This window comes from Chryseobacterium endalhagicum (genome assembly GCF_016745235.1).
GTDB lineage: Bacteria > Bacteroidota > Bacteroidia > Flavobacteriales > Weeksellaceae > Chryseobacterium > Chryseobacterium endalhagicum.
The window spans coordinates 871183-891743 of record NZ_JAELVM010000003.1; the positions used below are offsets into that span (position 1 = coordinate 871183).

The following is a 20561-nucleotide window of genomic DNA, read 5'->3' on the forward strand; positions in this document are numbered from 1 at the left end:
AAAATACACTTTTTTCTTTGCTCCCGGTGAGTGGCGAAATTCAAAATTGAGTTAAAATATTGTTAATAAGCCACTTAACAATTAAAAAAATTATCCACAAAAAAAATTCTTTGTGGATAACTATCAGGATTTGTTTTTTATCTTATTGTTCAAAGTTCATGGAAATCGGAAATTTGAAATAGCTTCTTACGTTTTCACCTTGCTTATTTTTAGCAGGTTTCCATAATCCTTTTACATTTTTAATGGTTCTGATGGCTTCATTATTAAATTCAACATCCTTACCGTTGGCTTTAATTCCGGAAATTGTTCCGTCTTTTTCTACAATAAAGGTGATCATTGTTCTCATTGTATCTCCACTGGATTCAAAGCCTGAACCGTCAAAACTGTTCATTACTTTATTTCTGAATGAATCAATTCCTCCTGCGAATACGGCTTCAGCACTTAGCTCGCCTTTATCTGCAATATGATTGTCATCCACTTTTGGAGCAGGCGGAGTCGGTGGAATATAAGGCACTGCCGGTCCTGTTCCTGCCTGAGGAGGTACTGGATGATAATTTGTTGTTGCAATGATTCCATCTTTATTATTTTGCGGTCCTGCAACGGCTCCTTCAATTTTTTCTACCACTTTTTCATTCGTCACATGGGCTTTTGGCTCTCCCAGACTCGCATCATAAGTTTTAACTTTCTGTGGCTGAACTTCTGGCTTCTGAATCTGTACAGGCGGTTTAACCTGAACATCAGGCGGAACAACCGGATCTACTAATTCTATTTCTACTCCATCCCTGCCTACTGATCGCACATCACTCTGAAATGCTGAAATTACAAACGGTGTTATTGAAATAGCAGCCAGTAAGCTTACGCCCACAAAAAGCGCTTTGGTTAATATTCTATCAGATTCATTTCTTAATGCATAAGCGCCGTATTCTTTGTTCCGGTGCTCGAAAAGAACTTCGTTGAAACGAAATTCCTGGTTTTGGTTTAGGTGTTTCATCACTATTAAAATATTTAAACTGTTAAAATAAGTGATTATTAGTTTTTAGTGTTCTTATCGATAAGTAATGATTCGATATCAAAACATCTGCCAAAATTTTGTCAAAACATCAGTATTTTAAAAAATTTTATAACAATATGTAAAATTTAACATTCTCATCGCTCCGAAATCTTCAAAAAACAAGTTCAATCCATTTAATTTTTCGCAAAAAAGCGCCTCTTATTTATAATATATGTACCATAAAATTAAAAACAGTGAAAACCACATCATAAAACAGGAAAAACACTGATGAATTAATTGCGAAACCAAAATACATTTGTACCATAGAAAAATCGGGGATGCTGAAAACCGAAAAGAGTAAGCAAAGAAATTTTTAAAAACTAATATACCATGCCAACTTTAACTCAAGACGCAAAAGCCAATTCATTAATGAGCATGCTTTTAAAGCAGGTTTATGACACAGTAACCAACGGAGGAAATCCTGAACACCTGGGAACAGATGATTTCATCGCATTTGATCCGGTAGGGATTACACTTTCTGAAGACACTTTCGATTATGCCCTGAACGGACTGTTCGGAGACGCTCCTTCACCAAAACCAATGCTTGACGGGACAGGAAAGCCTGTTCTGGATGCAGACGGAAATCCTAAAATAGATATGGAAGCTTATCAAACGGCTTTGTCCAACAGTAAATTCAAGAAGTATCTTCAGATGGAGCAGTTCGCCGCTATGGCTGACGCTATCCCATCGCAGCTGCCACCCCTTACCGAGGATGGAAAAGGAAGAGCAATCACCATTATGAACGATTCACAGAAAAGGGTTTCAAAGGTTTACGAAGATCTTTTACAGTGGTCTGTAGTAGTAGATACGGATTTCGACAAGAAAACGGAGAAAAAACTGGATTCACTGAGAGATAAATTATTCAAAATTAAAAAGGTAAAGAATCCTGATTTTGATGAAAACGCTCCGGTAGATGATTTCAACAAGCCTGAACTGATTCATACTTTTGTAGCGCCTACTTACGCAAAATATGTAGAGTACCAAATGAAGTATTATGATATCGTGGATGCCAACAACGAGATCAGAACTGCCGCAGACAACGGAGACACAGATGCGATGGCTAAACTGTCTATCGACGGGAAAAACATGAAAAAGCGTGAAGATGCTGCTTTAAAAGCATGGCAGTCTCTAGGATATAAAGAAGCTGTGGAAAGAATTCAGAATTATCTGAGCGAAATTGAAGAAAAGCATATGCTTGTGATCAAGAAGAGAATTCAGGCTGAATTCAGAAATAGCCAGAGAACAAGAATTTTAGATTACACCAATTATTCGCCGTGTATTCCGGTAGCAGCCAATGCTTTGAGGGAATCCAAAGGCTGGCCTGAAATTTCAATTTCTCAGGGGAAATCAAATTACGATTATTCCAAATCCATTCATAACTGGGGAGTAGCCGGAGGTTTCAGCATGGGATTATTTTCCATCGGAGCAAAAGCTGGCGGTAAAAACGAAAAAACACAGATAAAATCTGACTACACCAGCATGGACATCTCTTTCAAAATCGGAAAGGTAAGAGTGGAAAGAGGCTGGTTCAATCAGCAGTTTATAGAATCCAAATACTGGAAGCTTCACGAGCAGTCTCCACAAACCCTGAACGGCGACATGATCAGTGATGGTAAAGGTAAAGGATTAATGCCGGCCATCATCACAGAACTCATCATTGCAAAAGATGTTTCCTTGAATTTCAAGGATACCAGCTCTGCCTACACTGAAGCGAAAAACTCCATCAATGCAGGCGGTGCCGTGGGAATAGGACCTTTCATGATCGGCGGAAATTACAGCTACGACAACCAGAATGTAAGATCCAGCTATGAATGGGAAGGTAAAAAACTGACCTCAAAAGGAATTTATATCATCGGGTACAAATGTCATATTGTTCCTAAATCTCCAAACCCGAACCCGGAAATTAAAAAATGGGCGGACGGAAAGTCTTAAGAAGTAAGGGAGTCTGAAGATGGAAGATGGAAGTTATTGAGACGAAAAAATCAATATAGTACACTAACTTCAAGCTTCCCTCCTTCCCTCTTCCCATCTTATAAACCTAATATATCCTTCTCAATAGAATAACCGGCGGAAGTTTTTTTCTGCCGGTTATTCACCTAAAACTAAAAACCATAACCATGAAATATTTTGTAGCCGTCTATCAGAAGCTGAAAAACATTTATATGTCTCAGAGTTCGATGGAAAACGACCTGCCGATGATCTGCCCTTCACTCCGCATCTATGATAATGAGGAACTGGAACTCCTGAAGCCTCAGAGCCTCCTGAATGATGAGCAGAAAAAAGCGCTTTCGATCATTAAAAAACAGAATGTGGCCTATGAACTGAATTCGGTTCCTATTTCACCCAATTTCTGGGACCTGAACCCGAATAATTCCCTGTTTGATATTTACAGGGATATCCTGGACAAAAACAACCTGAAGGATCTGGAAGAAAACCTGGACAAAGTCCTTGACAGCAAAAGCACGGTTCTTTTCGATGCTAAAAACAGCGATACCAAAGAATTTAAAGCTTATAAAAAATACAGAACATTATCTGAAGATACGGTCAATAAAATAAGCGATCACTTGTTATTATTTGACGCCCTGGATACTGATGAAGAAAAAAACAACTGGAACGACAGACTTGTGAGCCTTAATAATCTTAAAGAGTTAGCCTTTTCTGAATGGAAAGTAAAAGGATTCAAGGATACCATTGAAAAAGAGCTGACAAGAATCAATAAATCTTCTGATGCCGATCTCTATCTGGCGATGGCACAGAATGCCAAACATAGTTTTGAGGCAGCGGAAAAAACGGATGTGATCAGCAATTCTTCTATTCACGACATCAATTTTATTCCGTATGATTTTATGGAGAATGAATCCGGATGGAACAGCATGCGTATTGAAAAATCTGAACTGGAAGGACTGCATTCGGAGGCCAAGAACAGTAATGAAAATCTTCCTTCAGAAATTTTATCCATCGATTATGATGAAAGTATGATCCAGGCTGTGGAAGTTGAATATTCTTTCGTGCATTTAAAAAGAAACTGGTTCAATAAGAATTTTATGCTGTCCAATCATTTTGAATGGAATGAGGCTAAAAAAATATCAGACGGACAGACCATTTCGAATGATTTCAAGCTTCCCGCATTTCCAAAAACCATGATCCTGATCAAAAACCTGAAAGTGATTCTGGATCCGTCTATCATCAGCACGAGTGTCAGCAATGCTGAACAGCTGGTTTATTTCGGGCCGATGGTGATGAAACAGCAGGTTTTTGTGAATAAAAATAACAATCAGAAGTTCCTGAAAGCGATAACGAATGTAAAAACAATCAAATCTGACCAGCTTAATTATTTAGCTAAAAAAACGATGATCGCTGAAACTCAAAAAGCGACAGTAGTCAATAGCATGTCAGCCAGAACCACAATGGATGCCGAACCCGTGGAAATGATGAAAACAGAGGCCACAACAGCTTTTGCCGGAAAAATGAACACAGGAAATATCCTGAACAACATAAAAAATTTAAGACCGCTTAATCCTGTCCCTCACGGAGCCAGTCCGGTACAACCCACACCTCAGCCTACCAGCCCTATAAAAGGACCGTGGGGTTCCTGGGGACCCAAGTTCCCGACTATCCCGAGGCCGATCCCAACACCGATTCCGACTCCAATGCCTACGCCGATTCCTATTCCGGTTCCACCTCCGCCTCCTTTAGGCGCTATGGTACAGTTCAATATTCTGGATAAGATCAACAATGAGCCGATCTACAAATGCGCAATCTCCATAAAAGGAACCAATAACAACAGAATCTTTGAGATCGAGAGCAATGAAGCTGGAATCATCAGCCAGCTAATTCCTCCCGGAGAATACGGAATTGAACTGAGAATTGACGACTATGCTGTTTTAAATCAAAACTTCAGTGTAAACAGCGCGTTACCGCTTAATCTTGAATATAAACTTCAAAGAGAGGAAGTGAAATTCAAATCCTATTTTCTGATCGGGATGATTTGTGAGAGGATGCCGAGGATACCGGTTGGGTAGATGCGGGTTTCGAGTTCCGAAGATTCGGGGTGCGAGTTCTGAGGTTGCGGGTTATATTGTCTAGCTTTAAGAATTCGGGGTGAGTTACGGAATTTACTTTAAATCGACTTCCGAACTCCTCAAATATCTCAAAACCAGCAACCAATAACCAGCAACCAGCAACTCAAAAACACAAACTTAAAAAACTCGAAACACGTAACTCGTAACTCGTAACAACTATTTAACAAAAAAAACATCATCATGAAACTTTTAAAATATTATACAAAAGCACCGGAAGTGCTTACTTTGTGCGAGATTCTTTATCAGCTGGGATACAGCATTAAGATCTCAGATTCATTCAGTCTTGAAGTGGATGCTGCCGTAAAGGATTTTCAGCAGAAAAATGCTTTGGTTGTCGATGGAATTGTCGGGGTAAAAACCTGGGCCGTCCTTCTGGAAAAAGACACCAGACCTGTCAGTCAAACCGACAAATTCCTTAAAGAAAGCGACCTTGCCGGTTTTGCAGACGAATACAATCTTGAACTGGCTGCTGTAAAAGCTGTTAATGAAATTGAAAGCAGCGGTAAGGGATTTTTAATCAACAATAAACCCAAAATCCTATTTGAAGGCCATGTTTTCTGGAACGAACTCAAAAAAAGAGGAATTGATCCCAATTCATATTATAATACAGATAGCCGGAATGTTCTTTATCCGAAATGGACAAGAGCTTTCTATCAGGGCGGAGTTAAGGAATACGACCGGCTGAATGAAGCCATCGGCCTGAATCATGATCCCAGTTTCAAAGAGGCGGCACTATCTTCCGCTTCATGGGGAAGTTTTCAGATTATGGGTTATCACGCCAAAAATTTAGGCTATCCGAGTGTGGATGATTTTGTTTCAAAAATGGAGATGAACGAGGGTGAACATTTGAAAGCATTTGGAAAATTTCTGGAGAAGAACGGATGTCTTCCCCATCTCAGAAATAAAAACTGGGCAGGTTTTGCCAGGCTTTATAATGGAGCAGGATACAAGGAAAATAAGTACGATGAAAAGCTGGCGAAAGCTTATGCTAAATATTCTCAGAACTAATTAAGTAGTTTTTTTTAAAGTTCCTGCGGATCTAAGAATTTTGAAGGTTATAGCTTTTGAATTTTGGTGATCTGTGGGAATTTTGTTTTTTAGTTTCCCGTTGATTGAGCAGATTATGCAGATCTTTGAAATTAAATGTATTAACATTTTTGATTTTTTATTCCTACAGATGGCACGGATCTTCACAAATTTATAGATACTATTTACTATAAAAATCTTTGATTTTTTTTAAAACTTATGTGCACTTCTTTTTCGTATAATTTTTAACTTCAAAATACATTTAAAACTTTTGTGGCTTTTGTGGTTAATTTTTTTCACCACAGATGACGCAGATTTTCACAGATGTTTGTGGATATTATTCTTTATGAAAAGATTAAATTTTTTGATAGTATAATTTACCGCTGATAGAGCTAGATTGTATTTAAAATATTTCTTTTAATCGTCTTTACAGCAAAACGGGATATGCTAAAATTCATTTTTATATAAAACTGATCTTAAAATTTATAAATTGATAATCAATGGGTTATATTTATTATTTTTTAACATTAGTTTAACATTTTTGCTTATCTTTGCTTTTCGTCAAACAACCAGGGATGTCTTTATACCAAAAAATTGCAGAAAAGCTACAATATATAAGTCCGAGCTTTTACAAAAAAAGATATTTTAAGAATTTAATCCATCTTACCAAAGATAATTTTTCGGCACGGAATGTAGAACCGGAACTGGTCTGGATTAAAGATTATCTTCCGAAAAATGCTGTAATACTGGACATCGGGGCCAATGTAGGAACTTTTCTCTACCAGTTGGAGAATAAGCTGAACCATGAACACATTTATGGTTTTGAACCGAACAAAAAACTGTACCGCCGTCTGAAAAGGCTTTTCCCAAGAATGAGAGTACTTCCCCTGGCGCTTTCTGACGAAAATACAACGGCTGAATTCAAGGTTCCCATCATTAATGGTAAGCTGATTGCTTCCCGCGGAACTTTAAACACGTCGTACAAAGAAAAAGGCGAAGAGAAAAGCTACACTGAAAAGGTAAAAGTGATCAAGCTGGATGACTGGGCTGCTATAGAACATTTTGACAGACTGGATTTTATCAAAATAGATGTAGAAGGAAATGAAATGAGAACGTTGTACGGCGCTGAAGAAATCATCAAACGATTCCGCCCGACGCTGATGGTAGAAATGGAACAAAGACACCACAAAACCCCTATCTGGAATGACATTACTGAAATTAAGAACTGGGGATATGAAGCAAAATACCTAAACCGCAACAGTTTTGAGCTGGAACTGCTGACTGAGGAAATTTTAATAAAAAACATTAACGACGAAAAAAATAAGACCAGCTATATCAACAACATTATTTTCACGCCAAAAAATCAATAAAAGACATTATGAGTGTAGTAGCGAGACAGGGCTTCAAATATTCCATCATAGGTTATATTGGTTTTCTTCTGGGTACCATATCCGCGATTTTTATTTTCCCGTACAATTTTGAGTTTTACGGAAAGCTGCGCTACATCCTTCCCACTGCGGAAATGCTGGTCCCTGTTGTTGTTCTGGGAATCTCATATTCCAATGTCAAATTTTTTCACAGGGTAAAAGAAGACGGCAAGGAGCAGAATATGCTGTCGCTGTCGCTGCTTGCTATTTTTATTAATTTTATCATTTTCATGGGTGTATTTTTCATACTCCCTTATTTTTGGCCAAAATTCAGATATACAGAAGCATGGAAGCTTAAAGAAATGATCCTTCCATTGATTCTGACGCTTTCCTTCTGTGCTATTTTCAACAAATACACCTCTAACTACAAGAGAATTGTGGTTTCCAATATTTTTGACAATCTTTTCCCTAAAATAGCCAATCTGGGAGCGTTTTGTCTTTCTGCTTATTTTTTATTTTCCCAGGAAATAGCGTTTGGTTTCTTTTTCGGAATTTTCGCTTTAATGCTTTTCGGATACATTTACTACACGAACAGACTTGAAAGGATACAGCTGGATTTTAATACGGATTATTTTAAGAAAGATGGTTTCTGGAAAGAGTTTTTCAATTACAGCTTTTTTGGATTTCTGGGGACTTTCGGGAATTATTTAGCGATCAACAGCTTTATGATCGGCGAATTTATGGGAATGGAGGAAGTGGGAATTTATTCTGTACTGTATGCCCTGATCTCATTAATCTCGGTTCCACAGCTTGGACTGTTCAATATTTCAGCTCCGATCATCAGCAAAACACTGGCAGACGGCGATATGGAAGAACTTGACAGGTTTCACAAAAAAACGTCTTTATCTTTATATTTTTTAGGTGCCGTTTTGTTTTCATGCATTATGGTAGGATTTCCTTATCTGACTGAATTTATGCCTAAAAACGGAACCATGCTGAGAGAATATGAACCTGTGGTATGGATCTGGGGATCTGCTGTGTTAATCGATCTGGCAACGGGATTCAACGGAAATATCATTTCCCTTTCCAAATATTACAGATTCAATATCCTGATCATGCTTCTTCTGGCTGGTCTTACGATCGGACTGAATTATTATTTCATTAAAAATACGGATCTGAAATTAATCGGAATTGCTTTATCTACCGCTATTTCACTGACGACTTATAATGTTATCAAGATCGCTTTCAATTATTTTGTCTTTAAAGTTTCGCCGCTGACGATAGAAATGATTTTCGTTTCCATCATCTGTACTCTGGCGATCACAGTAGCTATTGTACTGCCGAATTTTAACAATAATTTTATCAATCTGGTCTATAAACCTGCTGTTGTTCTGATTCTGATCTACATCGGAAATTATTTCACAAAAGTATTTCCACTCGAGGATTATCTGAATGTAAGATTTATTAAAAGTATCTTTAAATTTAAATAATCTGAGCTTAGGTTAAAAAAGTTAATATTTTTTATCGTTGGAATCTCGCGAAGACGCAAGTTTTTTTCTAATTCACATGCTTTAAGGCGCAATGATTTTATCTGCGATAAAATTTCACCCTGTCATTGCGAGGAGCAGAGCGACGAAGCAATCTCAAAAAGTTTTTTATTGACCACATATGGCGCTGATTTCCACAGATGTTTAGGTATATTGCCTAGTATAAAATCTTTGATTTTTTTAAGTTTATGTGAACTTCTTCTTCGTATCGCCTTTAACTTAAAAATAACTTAAGTGTTAAAAACTTTTGTGCCTTTTGTGGTTGTTTTTCTCACCACAGATGGCGCTGATTTCCACAGATATTTAGGTATATTGCCTAGTGTAAAATCTTTGATTTTTTTTAGCTTATGTGAACTTCTTCTTCGTATCGCCTTTAACTTAAAAATAACTTAAGTGTTAAAAACTTTTGTGCCTTTTGTGGTTGTTTTTTCACCGCAGATTACGCTGATTTCCACAGATGTTTAGGTGTATTGCCTAGTATAAAATCTTTGATTTTTTTTAGCTTATGTGAACTTCTCTTTCGTATCGCCTTTAACTTAAAAATAACTTAAGTGTTAAAAACTTTTGTGCCTTTTGTGGTTGTTTTTCTCACCACATATGGCGCTGATTTCTACAGATGTTTACGTAAATTTTCAGTATAAAAAACTTTGATTTTATTATGTCTTAAAAAGCAAAAAGACCTTGCGAGTTTGTGTTTACAAACAAGAAATATATTGAGTCAATTAAACAGAAATTAAATTGGTAAGTACAGCTTCCAGTTTTTTCAGAACAGATGCTTTGTTGTAATTCTTTTGGAAATCGAAATGAGTATTTTTCAGCCCTTTACACTGTTCCAAAATATTATCTTTTTCAGGAACAATAAACGCTAACTTTGAAGGATAATCCTTTGGAAAAATAGCTGTTTTACCAAACTTAATGGCGTCTCCCAGGTTTCCGGTCATTTTCGTAAGTCCGTAAATTTCCTCTCTGCTGAAAAATTCGGTTTTCTGCTGAATCGGGCACCATAAAACATCTGCCCGCTGCATTCCTTTTTCGAAATCAGAATGAGAAACACGGTCTGAAAAATACTGTATTGAAATATGATCAGGCAGATTTTTTGCCAGTTTTTCCAGCTGCTTCAGTTCGCCGTCCTTAGCTTTTCCTAAAAACACGAATTCACATTTCTCTTCAGTTTTTAAATTCTGAATGGTCTTAAACACATGATGGTAATCCCTTCTTTTCTGAGAAACTCCTCCGGGAATAACAACAGTAAGGTTATCATTCTCCGGTTTTTCAAAATTTTCACTGTAAAATAAGGGAAGAAATTGATACGTCTTTGATGAAAGCTCTTCATCCAGAACGAGTAAATTTTTAGCGTTTCTGTAGGCTTTTGAAGTATAAAACAATCCTTCTTTCCACCAAAGCTTTAATCTGTAAATAAGATCCCCTTTGAAAACACTTTTCATCAGAGCTGCTTTTGAAGCCACCGAAAAATTGATATTATGAACAATGACCGATGCATTGTATTTTTGAACCAACGCATGAAAAGTATTGAAATAACGGTGAACAGTCCCGATAATAATCAGATCGTATTTTTTCAGCTTCAGCTGTTCCATGATCATTGAACTGTCGGACAGAAACACCATTTCCCCGTTATCCTTTACCAGATCTCCTATCTTTTTTGAAAAGTAATAATCCACACTAAATTCCGTAGAATCCCTCATAATATCCATGAAAGCCTGGGCAATCTCTGCGTGGGTATCGATTTCTATGTAGGCGATTTTTTTCAAAAGGTTTAGGGTTTAGGGTTTAGGGTTTAGGGTTTAGGGTTTAGGGTTTAGGGTTTAGGGTTTAGCAAAGGTAAAACCTCTGATTGAATGCAATCCATTTTTTCTAAAAATTTTACTGGTATTTTTTTGTAATTCATCTCTTTGCCCTTCTGCGGTTTTGCCTTTTCGGCGTTACATTTTCAGCCATTTCTTCTTCAGCATTTTCCACCTTTTATCATTGATGGCTTTCTGCTCTTCTTTCGAGATTTTCAGCTCCAGTTTATTGGTTTTGCAGGCTTCGTAGGCTTTGACGATTTTAAAGAAAAAAGAGGCCGATTTGCTCTTTGCCGCTTCTTTTGAGGCTGCAATGTAGGCAAGGAACCTGTTCAGGCCTAAAAAGTAAAAATAACGGCCGTAATAGTCCGCAGGTCTTATCGTATAATCTGCACCTTTCACTTTGATCAGCTTTACATGGAGCTCAGGCAGGACCACTTCTTTCCAGCCCAAATTTTCCAGCAGAATGGAATCAATATTATCCCAGCCTAAAGTTTCCCTTAAACCTCCCATCTGCAGAAAACATTCTTTGCGATAGGCTTTCATAGGGCCCCGTACATGATGTTTATTTGAATTGCCTTCATACACCCAGTTTCCATCCTTTTCTACATACAGCAGGCCACCGACAAGCCCATATTCAGTATTGTTTTCAAAAGCATTCTTTACAGTTTCCAGATAATTTCCGGGCAGGATAATATCCGCATCGAATTTACAGATGATATCAAACCCGTCTGTATTCTGGGTCTTCAGTCCGTTTTTAAATGCATTAACAACCTTAGAGCCCGGCTGATGGGCAGATTTCTGCAGATCCACCGTTTCAAAACGGGAATCGTTATCCATGTATTTTCTGATCAGTTCCGGTGTTTTGTCCGTAGAACCGTCATTAACAACAACGGTTTTGAAATCTTTAAAGCTTTGCTGCAGTAAAGAATCCAGGGTGAACGGAAGATTTTCCTCTTCGTTGTGGGCAGGAATGATGATTAAAAACCTCACGTATTTAGGTATGAGTGGTGAGTAATAAGTGATAAGTAATGACAAGTGATGAATTCGTGATGTTTATAATCATTCATCACTTATCATTATTCACTAATAATTTTATTTGTTGTGCGGTTTCAGCATGTTTTTAGGATCCAGAATTTCGTCCAGCTTTTCCTGAGAAAGAACGCCTTTCTCCAAAACAAGGTTGTACACACTGTTTCCGGTTTCCAGAGCTTCTTTTGCAATTTCTGTAGACTTTTTGTATCCGATGTATGGATTAAGTGCCGTTACAATTCCGATGCTGTGTTTTACCATATTCAGGCAGATCTCTTTGTTGGCTGTAATTCCTACCACGCATTTTTCACGAAGCGTATCCAGCGCGTTGGAAAGGAAGTTGATATTTTCCATGATAGCATGAGAAAGCACAGGCTCCATTACATTAAGCTGTAACTGTCCGGCTTCTGCAGCAAAGGTTACCGTAAGATCATTTCCGAATACTTTAAAGCAAACCTGATTCACTACTTCCGGGATAACAGGATTTACTTTTCCAGGCATAATGGATGATCCCGGCTGCATCGGAGGAAGATTGATTTCAAACAATCCGGCTCTTGGACCTGAGGAAAGCAATCTTAAATCATTACAGATTTTGGAAAGCTTTACAGCAAGACGTTTTGTAGCGGAAGAATAGATCACATAAGAACCTGTATCAGGGGTTGCTTCCACAAGATCCGGTGCCGAAACAACCGGAAAGCCAGTAATCTGAGCCAGATTTTTAGCACAAAGTGTAGCATAACCAACCGGAGCGTTCAGTCCTGTACCAATAGCCGTTGCCCCCATGTTTACTTCCACAAAAAGGTTGGCATTGTTATTTAATTTGGAAATATCTTCTTCCAGCGTAGCGGCATAGGCTTCAAATTCTTGTCCCAAAGTCATTGGAACGGCGTCCTGAAGCTGGGTACGGCCCATTTTGATCACATCGTGAAACTCTTTTCCTTTCGCACGGAAAGCCTCAACAATTTTCTCCAGTCTTTCAACAAGTCCGATGTTCATATGCAGCAATCCCATTTTGATGGCTGTAGGATAAGCATCGTTGGTTGACTGGGAAAGGTTGATATGGTCGTTGGGTGAACAGAATTCATATTCCCCTTTATTTTTTCCAAGTTTCTCCAAAACAATATTGGCGATCACTTCGTTGGCATTCATATTAATTGAAGTTCCTGCCCCGCCCTGGATCATATCTACAGGAAACTGTTCGTGGTATTTTCCGGCTACAATTTCATCACAGGCTTCCGCTATTTTGAAATATAGGTTTTCCTCAAGCAGACCCAATTCGTAATTGGTTTTTGCAGCTGCTTTTTTTACAAAAGCCAGACCTTTGATGAAGTCCGGGTATGATGACAAAAGCTGTCCTGAGATCTTGAAGTTATCGATCGCTCTTTGCGTCTGTACCCCATAATATGCACCTGCAGGCACATTGAGTTCGCCCAGCAGATCACTTTCTTTTCTGAAATTTTCCATTACAGATAATTTGTTTTTATTTTTTTAAATATAGCAAAAACGCATCTTAACCGATGCGTTTTAGTTGTTATTTCGCTGGATATTTTTGGTTCAGAGCCTGTAAGATGGCCCATGTTTCGGCATCCATGATTCCATCATAATTTTGCGGACGGAAATGATACTGTAAAGCTTCAATGGTTCTTTTGGTTCCATCGTCCCACTTTCCGCTAAGATCAATATAATACCCGAATTTCTGCAATGCCGTCTGGATCGCAAAGATAAACGACGGATCGTTATACTTTAAAGGGACTTCTTCCTGTGCCACAGACAGGAAATTCTGTTTTGCCGTTTCATCATACCACATTCCAATCTGGTATTCGTCATAGAGTTTTTTCCATGGAAACAAAGGTCCCGGATCCTGCTTTCTCGTTGGAGCAATATCTGAATGAGCCAGAACATTGGTGGCCGGGATCTGATATCTGTTAACAATATCTTTAGCCAGGGCAGCCACTTTTTTCACCTGATCATCACTGAATCCTGCAAATATCTTTTTCCCTGTTGCATCTGAAGTATAACCTGCATTAACGATTTCAATTCCTATAGAAGTATCATTAAGGTTTTTATCATTTCTCCAATTGCTTACACCTGCATGATATGAACGTTTGTTCTCATCAACCAACTGGTAAATCTCATTATCTCCGGTATTATTAACCAGGTAATGTGCACTTACTCCCTGCTGGGTAAGAACGGTAATGGATTTATCGTCGGCAAGCGCCGTATAATGCAATATAAGATAACGCTGTCTGAAGTTCTGTCCTATGGCAGGAAAATGGGTCTTCACCACTTTGTATCCGGCCGGTTTTGCTGACACAATAGAACCGTAGCTTATGGTGTTATCATTTTTCGTAATATCTGCAACATTGGTAGTAAAAAATTCTACCCCGTGTTCGTTGGTAATTTTAGGTTTCGAAGTTTCAGCTGCCGGAGTTTTAACTGCCGGTTTTGCCTGTGATACCGGGGTTTTCGGCTTGTATGTATTTTTTTTCACATTTTGCTGGGAAGTACATGAAAAAACAAAAGCACTTAATCCGATGATATATAATGTCTTACGCATCCGTTTAATTTTTTAATCATTTATCACCTCAAAAATACGCAAATTTTTCTTGAATTTTATTTGGTAAATAAAGAAATCTGTTCTATATTTGCACTCGCAATAACGGAACAACGATCATTAAAAAATAAGAGAAAAGGAGGGTTGCCAGAGTGGTTAATGGAGCAGTTTGCTAAACTGTCGACGCGAAAGTGTCGCAAGGGTTCGAATCCCTTACCCTCCGCTATTTTTTCTTACCTTCAAATATACTTCGGGGCGTAGCGTAGTCCGGTCATCGCGCCTGGTTTGGGACCAGGAGGTCGCAGGTTCGAATCCTGCCGCCCCGACAGTTTTATTAATTTTTTCAAAATTATTTAATGGGTGCGTAGCTCAGCTGGATAGAGCATCTGCCTTCTAAGCAGACGGTCAAAGGTTCGAATCCTTTCGCGCTCACTTACAAAAGACTTTACAGAAATGTGAAGTCTTTTTTGTTTATTGTAAGCTATAAAGCAGACAAGGATAGAGCATCCCGATTTGTAATCGGGACGACAAAGGTTCGAATCCTTTCGCGATCAATTACTTATAAATAATTTACGTAATTATGAAGTCTTTTTTTATATTAGCTTCATGTGTTATTGCTACATCCTTTATTCCGAATCTTTGGAAAAGTATTATATTGGACATTCCTGTGAAGATCTGCAAGAAAGGTTAAGAAAGCACCTTTCAGATCACAAAGGATTCACTTCAAAAATTAAAGACTGGATTATTGTTTATTTTGAAATTTTTGTTTCAAAATCTGAAGCTTACAAAAGAGAACGGGAGATTAAAGCTTGGAAAAGTAAAGCCATGATTCAAAAACTCATTAATCAATCTGAAAAGATAGAGCATCCCGATTTATAATCGGGACGGTCAAAGGTTCGAATCCTTTCGCGCTCACTTACAAAAGACTTTACAGAAATGTGAAGTCTTTTTTGTTTATTGTAAGCTATAAAGCAGACAAGGATAGAGCATCCCGATTTGTAATCGGGACGACAAAGGTTCGAATCCTCCCCCTTTATTCACTTAAAAATACAGATTGTATTTAACTCTGAAACTATACTCTTCTACTCTCTTTCATAAACTAAAATGACCGCACTTGTACAAAATTACCAGGTATGCTCTGGTTAATTGGCGGCTGCTTCTTTGCCAAATTTTTTCAGCGTTAGAAAATGTGAACGCAGCGCAGATAAAAAACTCTTATTTTCATTGTAAGGCAAATTAAACTCCATCGCTGTCTTCTTCACAATGACGGAGATCTCTCCATAATGTATGTGGCATACTTTAGGAAACAGGTGATGCTCGATCTGCCTGTTCAGCCCGCCAAGAAAAAATGCAACGAGCTTATTGTGAGTTGCAAAATTCGCGGTTGTATGCATCTGATGTTCCGCCCAGGCCTCTTCCATCTGCCCGGCTTCGTTGGGCTCCGGGAAATTGGTACCTTCCACAACGTGGGCCAGCTGAAACACCAGTCCCATCGTCAGACCTTCGGCAATATGCAAAAGCAGAAAGCCGATCAGAAACTGCCACCAGCTTACATCCAGCACCAATAGCGGCAATCCAATAAAAAGAAAGTAATAGACTGCTTTGTAGAAAAATAAATTGAAATACTCTACCTTGGGATGTTTGTTCTGATGGGCACCAATTTTTTTCTGGAAAAACTTCACAAAATCCTTACGAAACACCCATGACAGGGAAGCCAGACTGTAAAGCGGAAAGGCATACCAATGCTGGTATCTCTGAATACGGTTCACTTCATCTTTTTCAGCAATCCGGATCAATCCCGGAGCGACTTCAATGTCTTCATCATGTCCAGGGATATTGGTATAGGTGTGGTGAACCATATTATGGGTAATGCTCCAAACGTATGGATTGGCACCGATCAGATTAAAAATAAACCCGAACACCTTATTCACCTTTTTATTACCGGAGAGGGCGCCATGTATGGCGTCGTGGCATACATTAAAGCCTACAAAGGCACTAAATACTCCCAGCAGTGCGGCAAGCGGCAACAGCATCCAGACAGGCACCAGGCCCGAAATAATTGTAAGGTAAATTCCGGTGAACCCGGAAAGGAAAAATACAGTTTTGCCCCACATGTGAGCATTGGCATGCTGGCTTAATTCGCGCTGGCTGAAAAACTGATCTACTCTGCTCCTGAGGGTAGCATAAAAACTAGACCCGGAAGCTGATGAGAATTTTACTTTCTGTGACATAACTATCTTGTTTGATCTACCTGACGCGAACAAACAGATGTGCTAAAATCGGGTGTTGGAATGAGGAAGGTATTGAGTTTTCCGGCACATTACCGGATTGTATGCCTATATAACGTATTAATTTTTGATTTATTATAACCTCACACCTGAAGGTTTGTTTTATTACTCGAATGAATTGCTTCTTTTGAGGTTCGCTTAGAAAAGACTTTACAGAAATACTGAATCTTTTTTATTAATCCATAATATAAATTAAATAAGGCACCAGCCTTGAAGACAGATGCTCCCGCACTCACTTAATGAGGCATTATTTACATCTTTTTAAGCTGCTAAGTCTATTTTGTTTCACAAAACATTTATATTCAGAATTATATGTTTAAAAAATGGTAGATTTACCTCTCACCACACCAGCCCATATTTATGAAAATAAAAGATCTAATTGAAAAAACATCAGCAGATTCTCAAAATTATTACCGCTTGATAGGGATTGACAGCCAAACTGCGTCTTGGAAGAGAAATAAAATCACGAAAACGATAAATATCAAATCATTTTTCATCTGTTTTATCTTGTGTATCCTGTCTCTTTTTTCCTGTACTTCAAAGAAAGGTATAATGGCGGAACATAAAGCAAATACTGACGTTAATGATCAAGATTCACTGTATAAAGAAATTCAGAAAATAGGTTTAGAATATACTCAAAAAAGTAATGTCCCAGGTCTTGCTGTTGCTGTAATTAAAAATGGAAAAGTTGCATGGATACAGTGTATCGGATGGGCAGATGTAGAGAGCAAAAAGCCTGTAACAACCAAAACTATTTTCAATGTGGGTTCTGTTTCAAAATTGGTAGCTTCATGGGGATGTATGCAATTGACGGAGAAAGGTCTGGTAAAACTGGACGACCCTGTTAACCAATACCTGACACGCTGGAAATTACCAGAGTCTTCTTTCGATAATTCCAAAGTTACCTTAAGGCGGATGCTGAGTCATACAGCCGGACTTTCCGTGCACGGATACGGAGGTTCTGAACAAGGGGCAAAACTGTTGTCTTTGGAAGAATCTCTTTCAGGAAAAACCAAAAGAAACAGAGAAAGCGTAAGCGTTATCATGGAGCCGGGAACCCAGTGGAAATATTCGGGTGGCGGTTATACGCTCGCCCAGTTATTACTTGAAGAGAGAACCAAAGAAAAATTTGCTGAATACATGAGAAACAATGTTTTTAAACCGTTGGGAATGAATGACAGCAATTATGAATGGACAGAGGAAATGAAAGCCAATTCAGCCACTGCTTATGACACACTCAGAAAGCCTATCAAAAACAGAATATTTACCGAGCAGGCTGCTGCAGGGTTACAGACAACCATTTTAGATTTATCTCACTTCGCTGAACTGTCCATCACCGCTGATCGTAAAGAATTAAACAAAGTTTTAAAACCTGAAACTATACGTTTAATGGAGCAGCCCATCCAGCCCGCATCCGATAACGGACAGAGCGGATTGGGCTATAGATTTTTTAATTTTGAAGGGCTTCCGACCGTTGGACACACAGGTGAGAACGATGGCTGGTGTGCCTCTCTATTTTTGCACATGCCTACCAAAAGCGGTTTAGTGATTCTTTGCAACGGCTCCAGCTGGATGGACAACCCCAGAAATCCTATTTATAGCGCCTGGGCGAAAACCATTTTAAAAAGCCTGGATTAAATGCAGCGATACACTCATTTATTTACATCTTTCTTTCCATCTTATTTTCAGCAAACGGAACAACCACTAACGGATACTGCTCGGTCTCCATATGGCTTTTGTCTAATCCAAAATTGATGTGATCTTTCACTGAAAGATAACGTAGATTGTAATACCCCTTCATGATAAAGTTTTTCCAGAAAGGCATTCTGTTATCATACGAAAGAAAGCTGTCCATGATCATAAATTTAAAATCCCCGATTTTGTTCTGCTGATAGGCTTGTTCCGGAGAATCTTCAACATCAACTTCATTATTTTCAACCATATCATTAAACACCTGCTTAAAATAATACCCTACTCTAGGGTCTTCACGGAATCCCAGGTCAAACTGAATATAATACACATCATTCCTGATAATGGTATCTACAGAATACTTCTGTGCATAGGGTTCATCCAGAATGTTAATATGTACAAACCAGTAGATATCAGCCCGTTTTGGAAGTCCAAATTTTAAGATGGAATCCATGATTGTCTTTTCAATCTTTTTTTCTGAGTCTGATGTGGTCAGGTAGATCAGATTTGTTGCATATTTCGGAAGATTTTCTTCAGTGCTCAGCTTGTTCAGCAGCGGAAGATAATCTGAAAGCTTCACAAATGACTGGATCTGTGATTTGATGTGTCTTCCTCTCCACCAGATATACATTACAGCAAACAAAGAAAAGCCCAGTATCAGGGTTATCCATCCTCCCTCCTTCACTTTCTGCAGATTGGCTGCCAGAAAACTCAGTTCAATCAATAAGAAAACGCCTGTAATCATTATATTAAAAATAAAAGGAACTCTTTTTATCCGGAGATAAGCATTGATCAATATGGTACTCATGAGCATGGTAAGGGTTACACTTAAACCGAATGCAGCTTCCATTTTAGTACTTTCTTTAAAATACAGCACCATTCCCACGCAGCCGCACATCAGAAACCAATTGATGGCAGGAATATATAACTGCCCTTTTACATTACTGGGAAACAGGACAAGATGTTTGGGCCAGATATTAAGTCGTATCGCTTCATTGATCAATGTAAAGCAGCCGCTGATCAAAGCCTGTGAAGCAATAATTGTGGCGAGTGTTGCAATCCCCAGTGCCAGCCAGAAAATGGATTTTGGAACAATATGATAAAAAGGACTTAAGCTTCCTACTTCTTCTCCAACATGATTGAGAAGCCAGGTCGTTTGTCCCGCATAACAAAGTATGAGCGCAATTTTTATAAAAATCCAGCTGATCCTGATATTATTTCTTCCGCAATGCCCCATATCACTGTAAAGAGCCTCTGCCCCTGTAGTACAAAGGAAAATACTTCCCAAGAGCCAAAATCCTTTCGGTTCGTTAACCAGCATCTGGTAAGCGTAGTAAGGGTTTAAAGCTTTAAAAACCTCCCAGTTGTCACCCAGTGCCATCACCCCAATTCCTCCGATAAATCCAAACCAGATAATCATCGCAGGGCCAAAAACCTTACCTATCTTATCTGTCCCAAACTGCTGAAAAATAAACAGTACTATCAGAATCCCAATAATTACGGGAACAGTATTAAAGCCGGGAACTACCGCCTGAACTCCTTCCACTGCCGAAGCTACAGAGATGGGAGGTGTAATGATACCGTCAGCCATTAAAAATGCACCTCCAGCCATAGCAATATAAACAAGCCATTTGCCACTGTATCTCCTCACGAGAGCATACAGGGAGAAAATTCCTCCTTCTCCTTTGTTGTCCGCCTGTAAAGTAATGAGAACATATTTAATGGTTGTCTGAAAAACAAGCGTCCAAAAAATACAGCTTAAGCTCCCAAGTGCTATCGCTTCTGTGATTATCTTGTGATGAAATACCGCATTAAGTGTATAGAGCGGAGAAGTACCAATATCTCCAAATACGATGCCTATTGCGATCAGCGATCCTGCAAGCGTAATTCTTTTGTGGAAGTCTGAAGTGTTTTGTCCGGACATGATTTATTTTTTTACAAATTAAATCAAATTTCAACATGAAAACGGAACAGAATATATTTTTTGCATATAAATACTTATTAACACAACCTGAGTTCGGGATAATAAGCTAAGATTAAAGGGCTGAAAAGTGGTATTCATACCAGTTATAAAAGGATATCAGATACAAATTAGTAAACGTACATTTTCTGTTAGTAAGTGT

Annotated in this window: 13 protein-coding genes, 4 tRNA genes and 1 pseudogene; 11 read left to right on the forward strand and 7 right to left on the reverse strand. The window is 38.5% G+C overall.

Translation table 11 applies throughout. From position 1 onward, the window contains the following. Positions 1-142 precede the first annotated feature (142 nt). Entirely contained in the window at positions 143-991 is an 849-nt protein-coding gene (locus JET18_RS19520; RefSeq protein ID WP_202093954.1) for an energy transducer TonB, read from the reverse strand. 390 nt (positions 992-1381) lie between these two features. Here JET18_RS19520 and JET18_RS19525 point away from each other — a divergent pair, with 390 nt between their 5' ends. The 5 genes from JET18_RS19525 (at position 1382) to JET18_RS19545 (ending at position 9016) form a co-directional block, all read left to right on the forward strand. Next, a complete protein-coding gene (locus JET18_RS19525; protein ID WP_202093956.1) occupies positions 1382-2983 on the forward strand; it encodes a hypothetical protein in 1602 nt (533 codons plus the stop codon). Between the two features lie 185 nt (positions 2984-3168). Further along, the gene (locus JET18_RS19530; RefSeq protein WP_202093958.1) at positions 3169-5073 is read left to right on the forward strand and encodes a hypothetical protein; all 1905 of its coding nucleotides are present in this window, start codon (positions 3169-3171) and stop codon (positions 5071-5073) included. A 240-nt stretch (positions 5074-5313) separates the two neighbouring features. Continuing rightward, positions 5314-6141, forward strand: coding sequence for an N-acetylmuramidase domain-containing protein (locus JET18_RS19535; RefSeq protein WP_202093960.1), 828 nt, complete (start codon positions 5314-5316; stop codon positions 6139-6141). Positions 6142-6734: 593 nt separating this feature from the next. Next, on the forward strand, positions 6735-7529 hold the full coding sequence (locus JET18_RS19540) for an FkbM family methyltransferase (protein WP_202093962.1): 795 nt from the start codon (positions 6735-6737) through the stop codon (positions 7527-7529). Between the two features lie 8 nt (positions 7530-7537). Continuing rightward, entirely contained in the window at positions 7538-9016 is a 1479-nt protein-coding gene (locus JET18_RS19545) for a lipopolysaccharide biosynthesis protein (protein WP_202093964.1), read from the forward strand. 779 nt (positions 9017-9795) lie between these two features. Here the strand turns inward: JET18_RS19545 and JET18_RS19550 are convergent. From JET18_RS19550 to JET18_RS19565, 4 genes are all read right to left on the reverse strand, one after another. Continuing rightward, positions 9796-10842 (reverse strand): hypothetical protein, encoded by a 1047-nt coding sequence (locus tag JET18_RS19550; RefSeq protein WP_202093966.1) that lies wholly within the window; start codon positions 10840-10842, stop codon positions 9796-9798. A gap of 171 nt (positions 10843-11013) precedes the next feature. Beyond that, a complete protein-coding gene (locus JET18_RS19555; RefSeq protein ID WP_202093968.1) occupies positions 11014-11868 on the reverse strand; it encodes a glycosyltransferase family 2 protein in 855 nt (284 codons plus the stop codon). Between the two features lie 102 nt (positions 11869-11970). Further along, the gene (gene aspA, locus JET18_RS19560; RefSeq protein WP_202093970.1) at positions 11971-13371 is read right to left on the reverse strand and encodes an aspartate ammonia-lyase; all 1401 of its coding nucleotides are present in this window, start codon (positions 13369-13371) and stop codon (positions 11971-11973) included. A 67-nt stretch (positions 13372-13438) separates the two neighbouring features. Then, the gene (locus JET18_RS19565; RefSeq protein ID WP_202093972.1) at positions 13439-14464 is read right to left on the reverse strand and encodes an N-acetylmuramoyl-L-alanine amidase; all 1026 of its coding nucleotides are present in this window, start codon (positions 14462-14464) and stop codon (positions 13439-13441) included. A gap of 135 nt (positions 14465-14599) precedes the next feature. Between JET18_RS19565 and JET18_RS19570 the strand changes: the two genes are divergently transcribed. From JET18_RS19570 to JET18_RS19590, 5 genes and pseudogenes are all read left to right on the forward strand, one after another. Then, positions 14600-14684 (forward strand) — tRNA-Ser (locus JET18_RS19570). 28 nt (positions 14685-14712) lie between these two features. Further along, positions 14713-14787: transfer RNA gene (locus tag JET18_RS19575), tRNA-Pro, on the forward strand. Positions 14788-14819: 32 nt separating this feature from the next. Then, positions 14820-14893 (forward strand) — tRNA-Arg (locus JET18_RS19580). 174 nt (positions 14894-15067) lie between these two features. Beyond that, positions 15068-15271 (forward strand): annotated as a pseudogene (locus tag JET18_RS21985) (GIY-YIG nuclease family protein); the annotation flags it as partial. After that, a tRNA-Ile gene (locus JET18_RS19590) sits at positions 15258-15376 on the forward strand. The pseudogene JET18_RS21985 and the gene JET18_RS19590, both read left to right, overlap by 14 nt. A 227-nt stretch (positions 15377-15603) precedes the next feature. On the opposite strand, the gene JET18_RS19595 is transcribed toward JET18_RS19590, so the two are convergent. Then, positions 15604-16692 (reverse strand): fatty acid desaturase family protein, encoded by a 1089-nt coding sequence (locus JET18_RS19595; RefSeq protein ID WP_202093974.1) that lies wholly within the window; start codon positions 16690-16692, stop codon positions 15604-15606. Between the two features lie 609 nt (positions 16693-17301). Between JET18_RS19595 and JET18_RS19600 the strand changes: the two genes are divergently transcribed. Beyond that, positions 17302-18387 (forward strand): serine hydrolase domain-containing protein, encoded by a 1086-nt coding sequence (locus JET18_RS19600; protein ID WP_202093976.1) that lies wholly within the window; start codon positions 17302-17304, stop codon positions 18385-18387. A 22-nt stretch (positions 18388-18409) separates the two neighbouring features. On the opposite strand, the gene JET18_RS19605 is transcribed toward JET18_RS19600, so the two are convergent. After that, positions 18410-20362, reverse strand: a complete 1953-nt coding sequence (locus JET18_RS19605) for a KUP/HAK/KT family potassium transporter (RefSeq protein ID WP_202093978.1) — start codon at positions 20360-20362, stop codon at positions 18410-18412. Positions 20363-20561 lie beyond the last annotated feature (199 nt).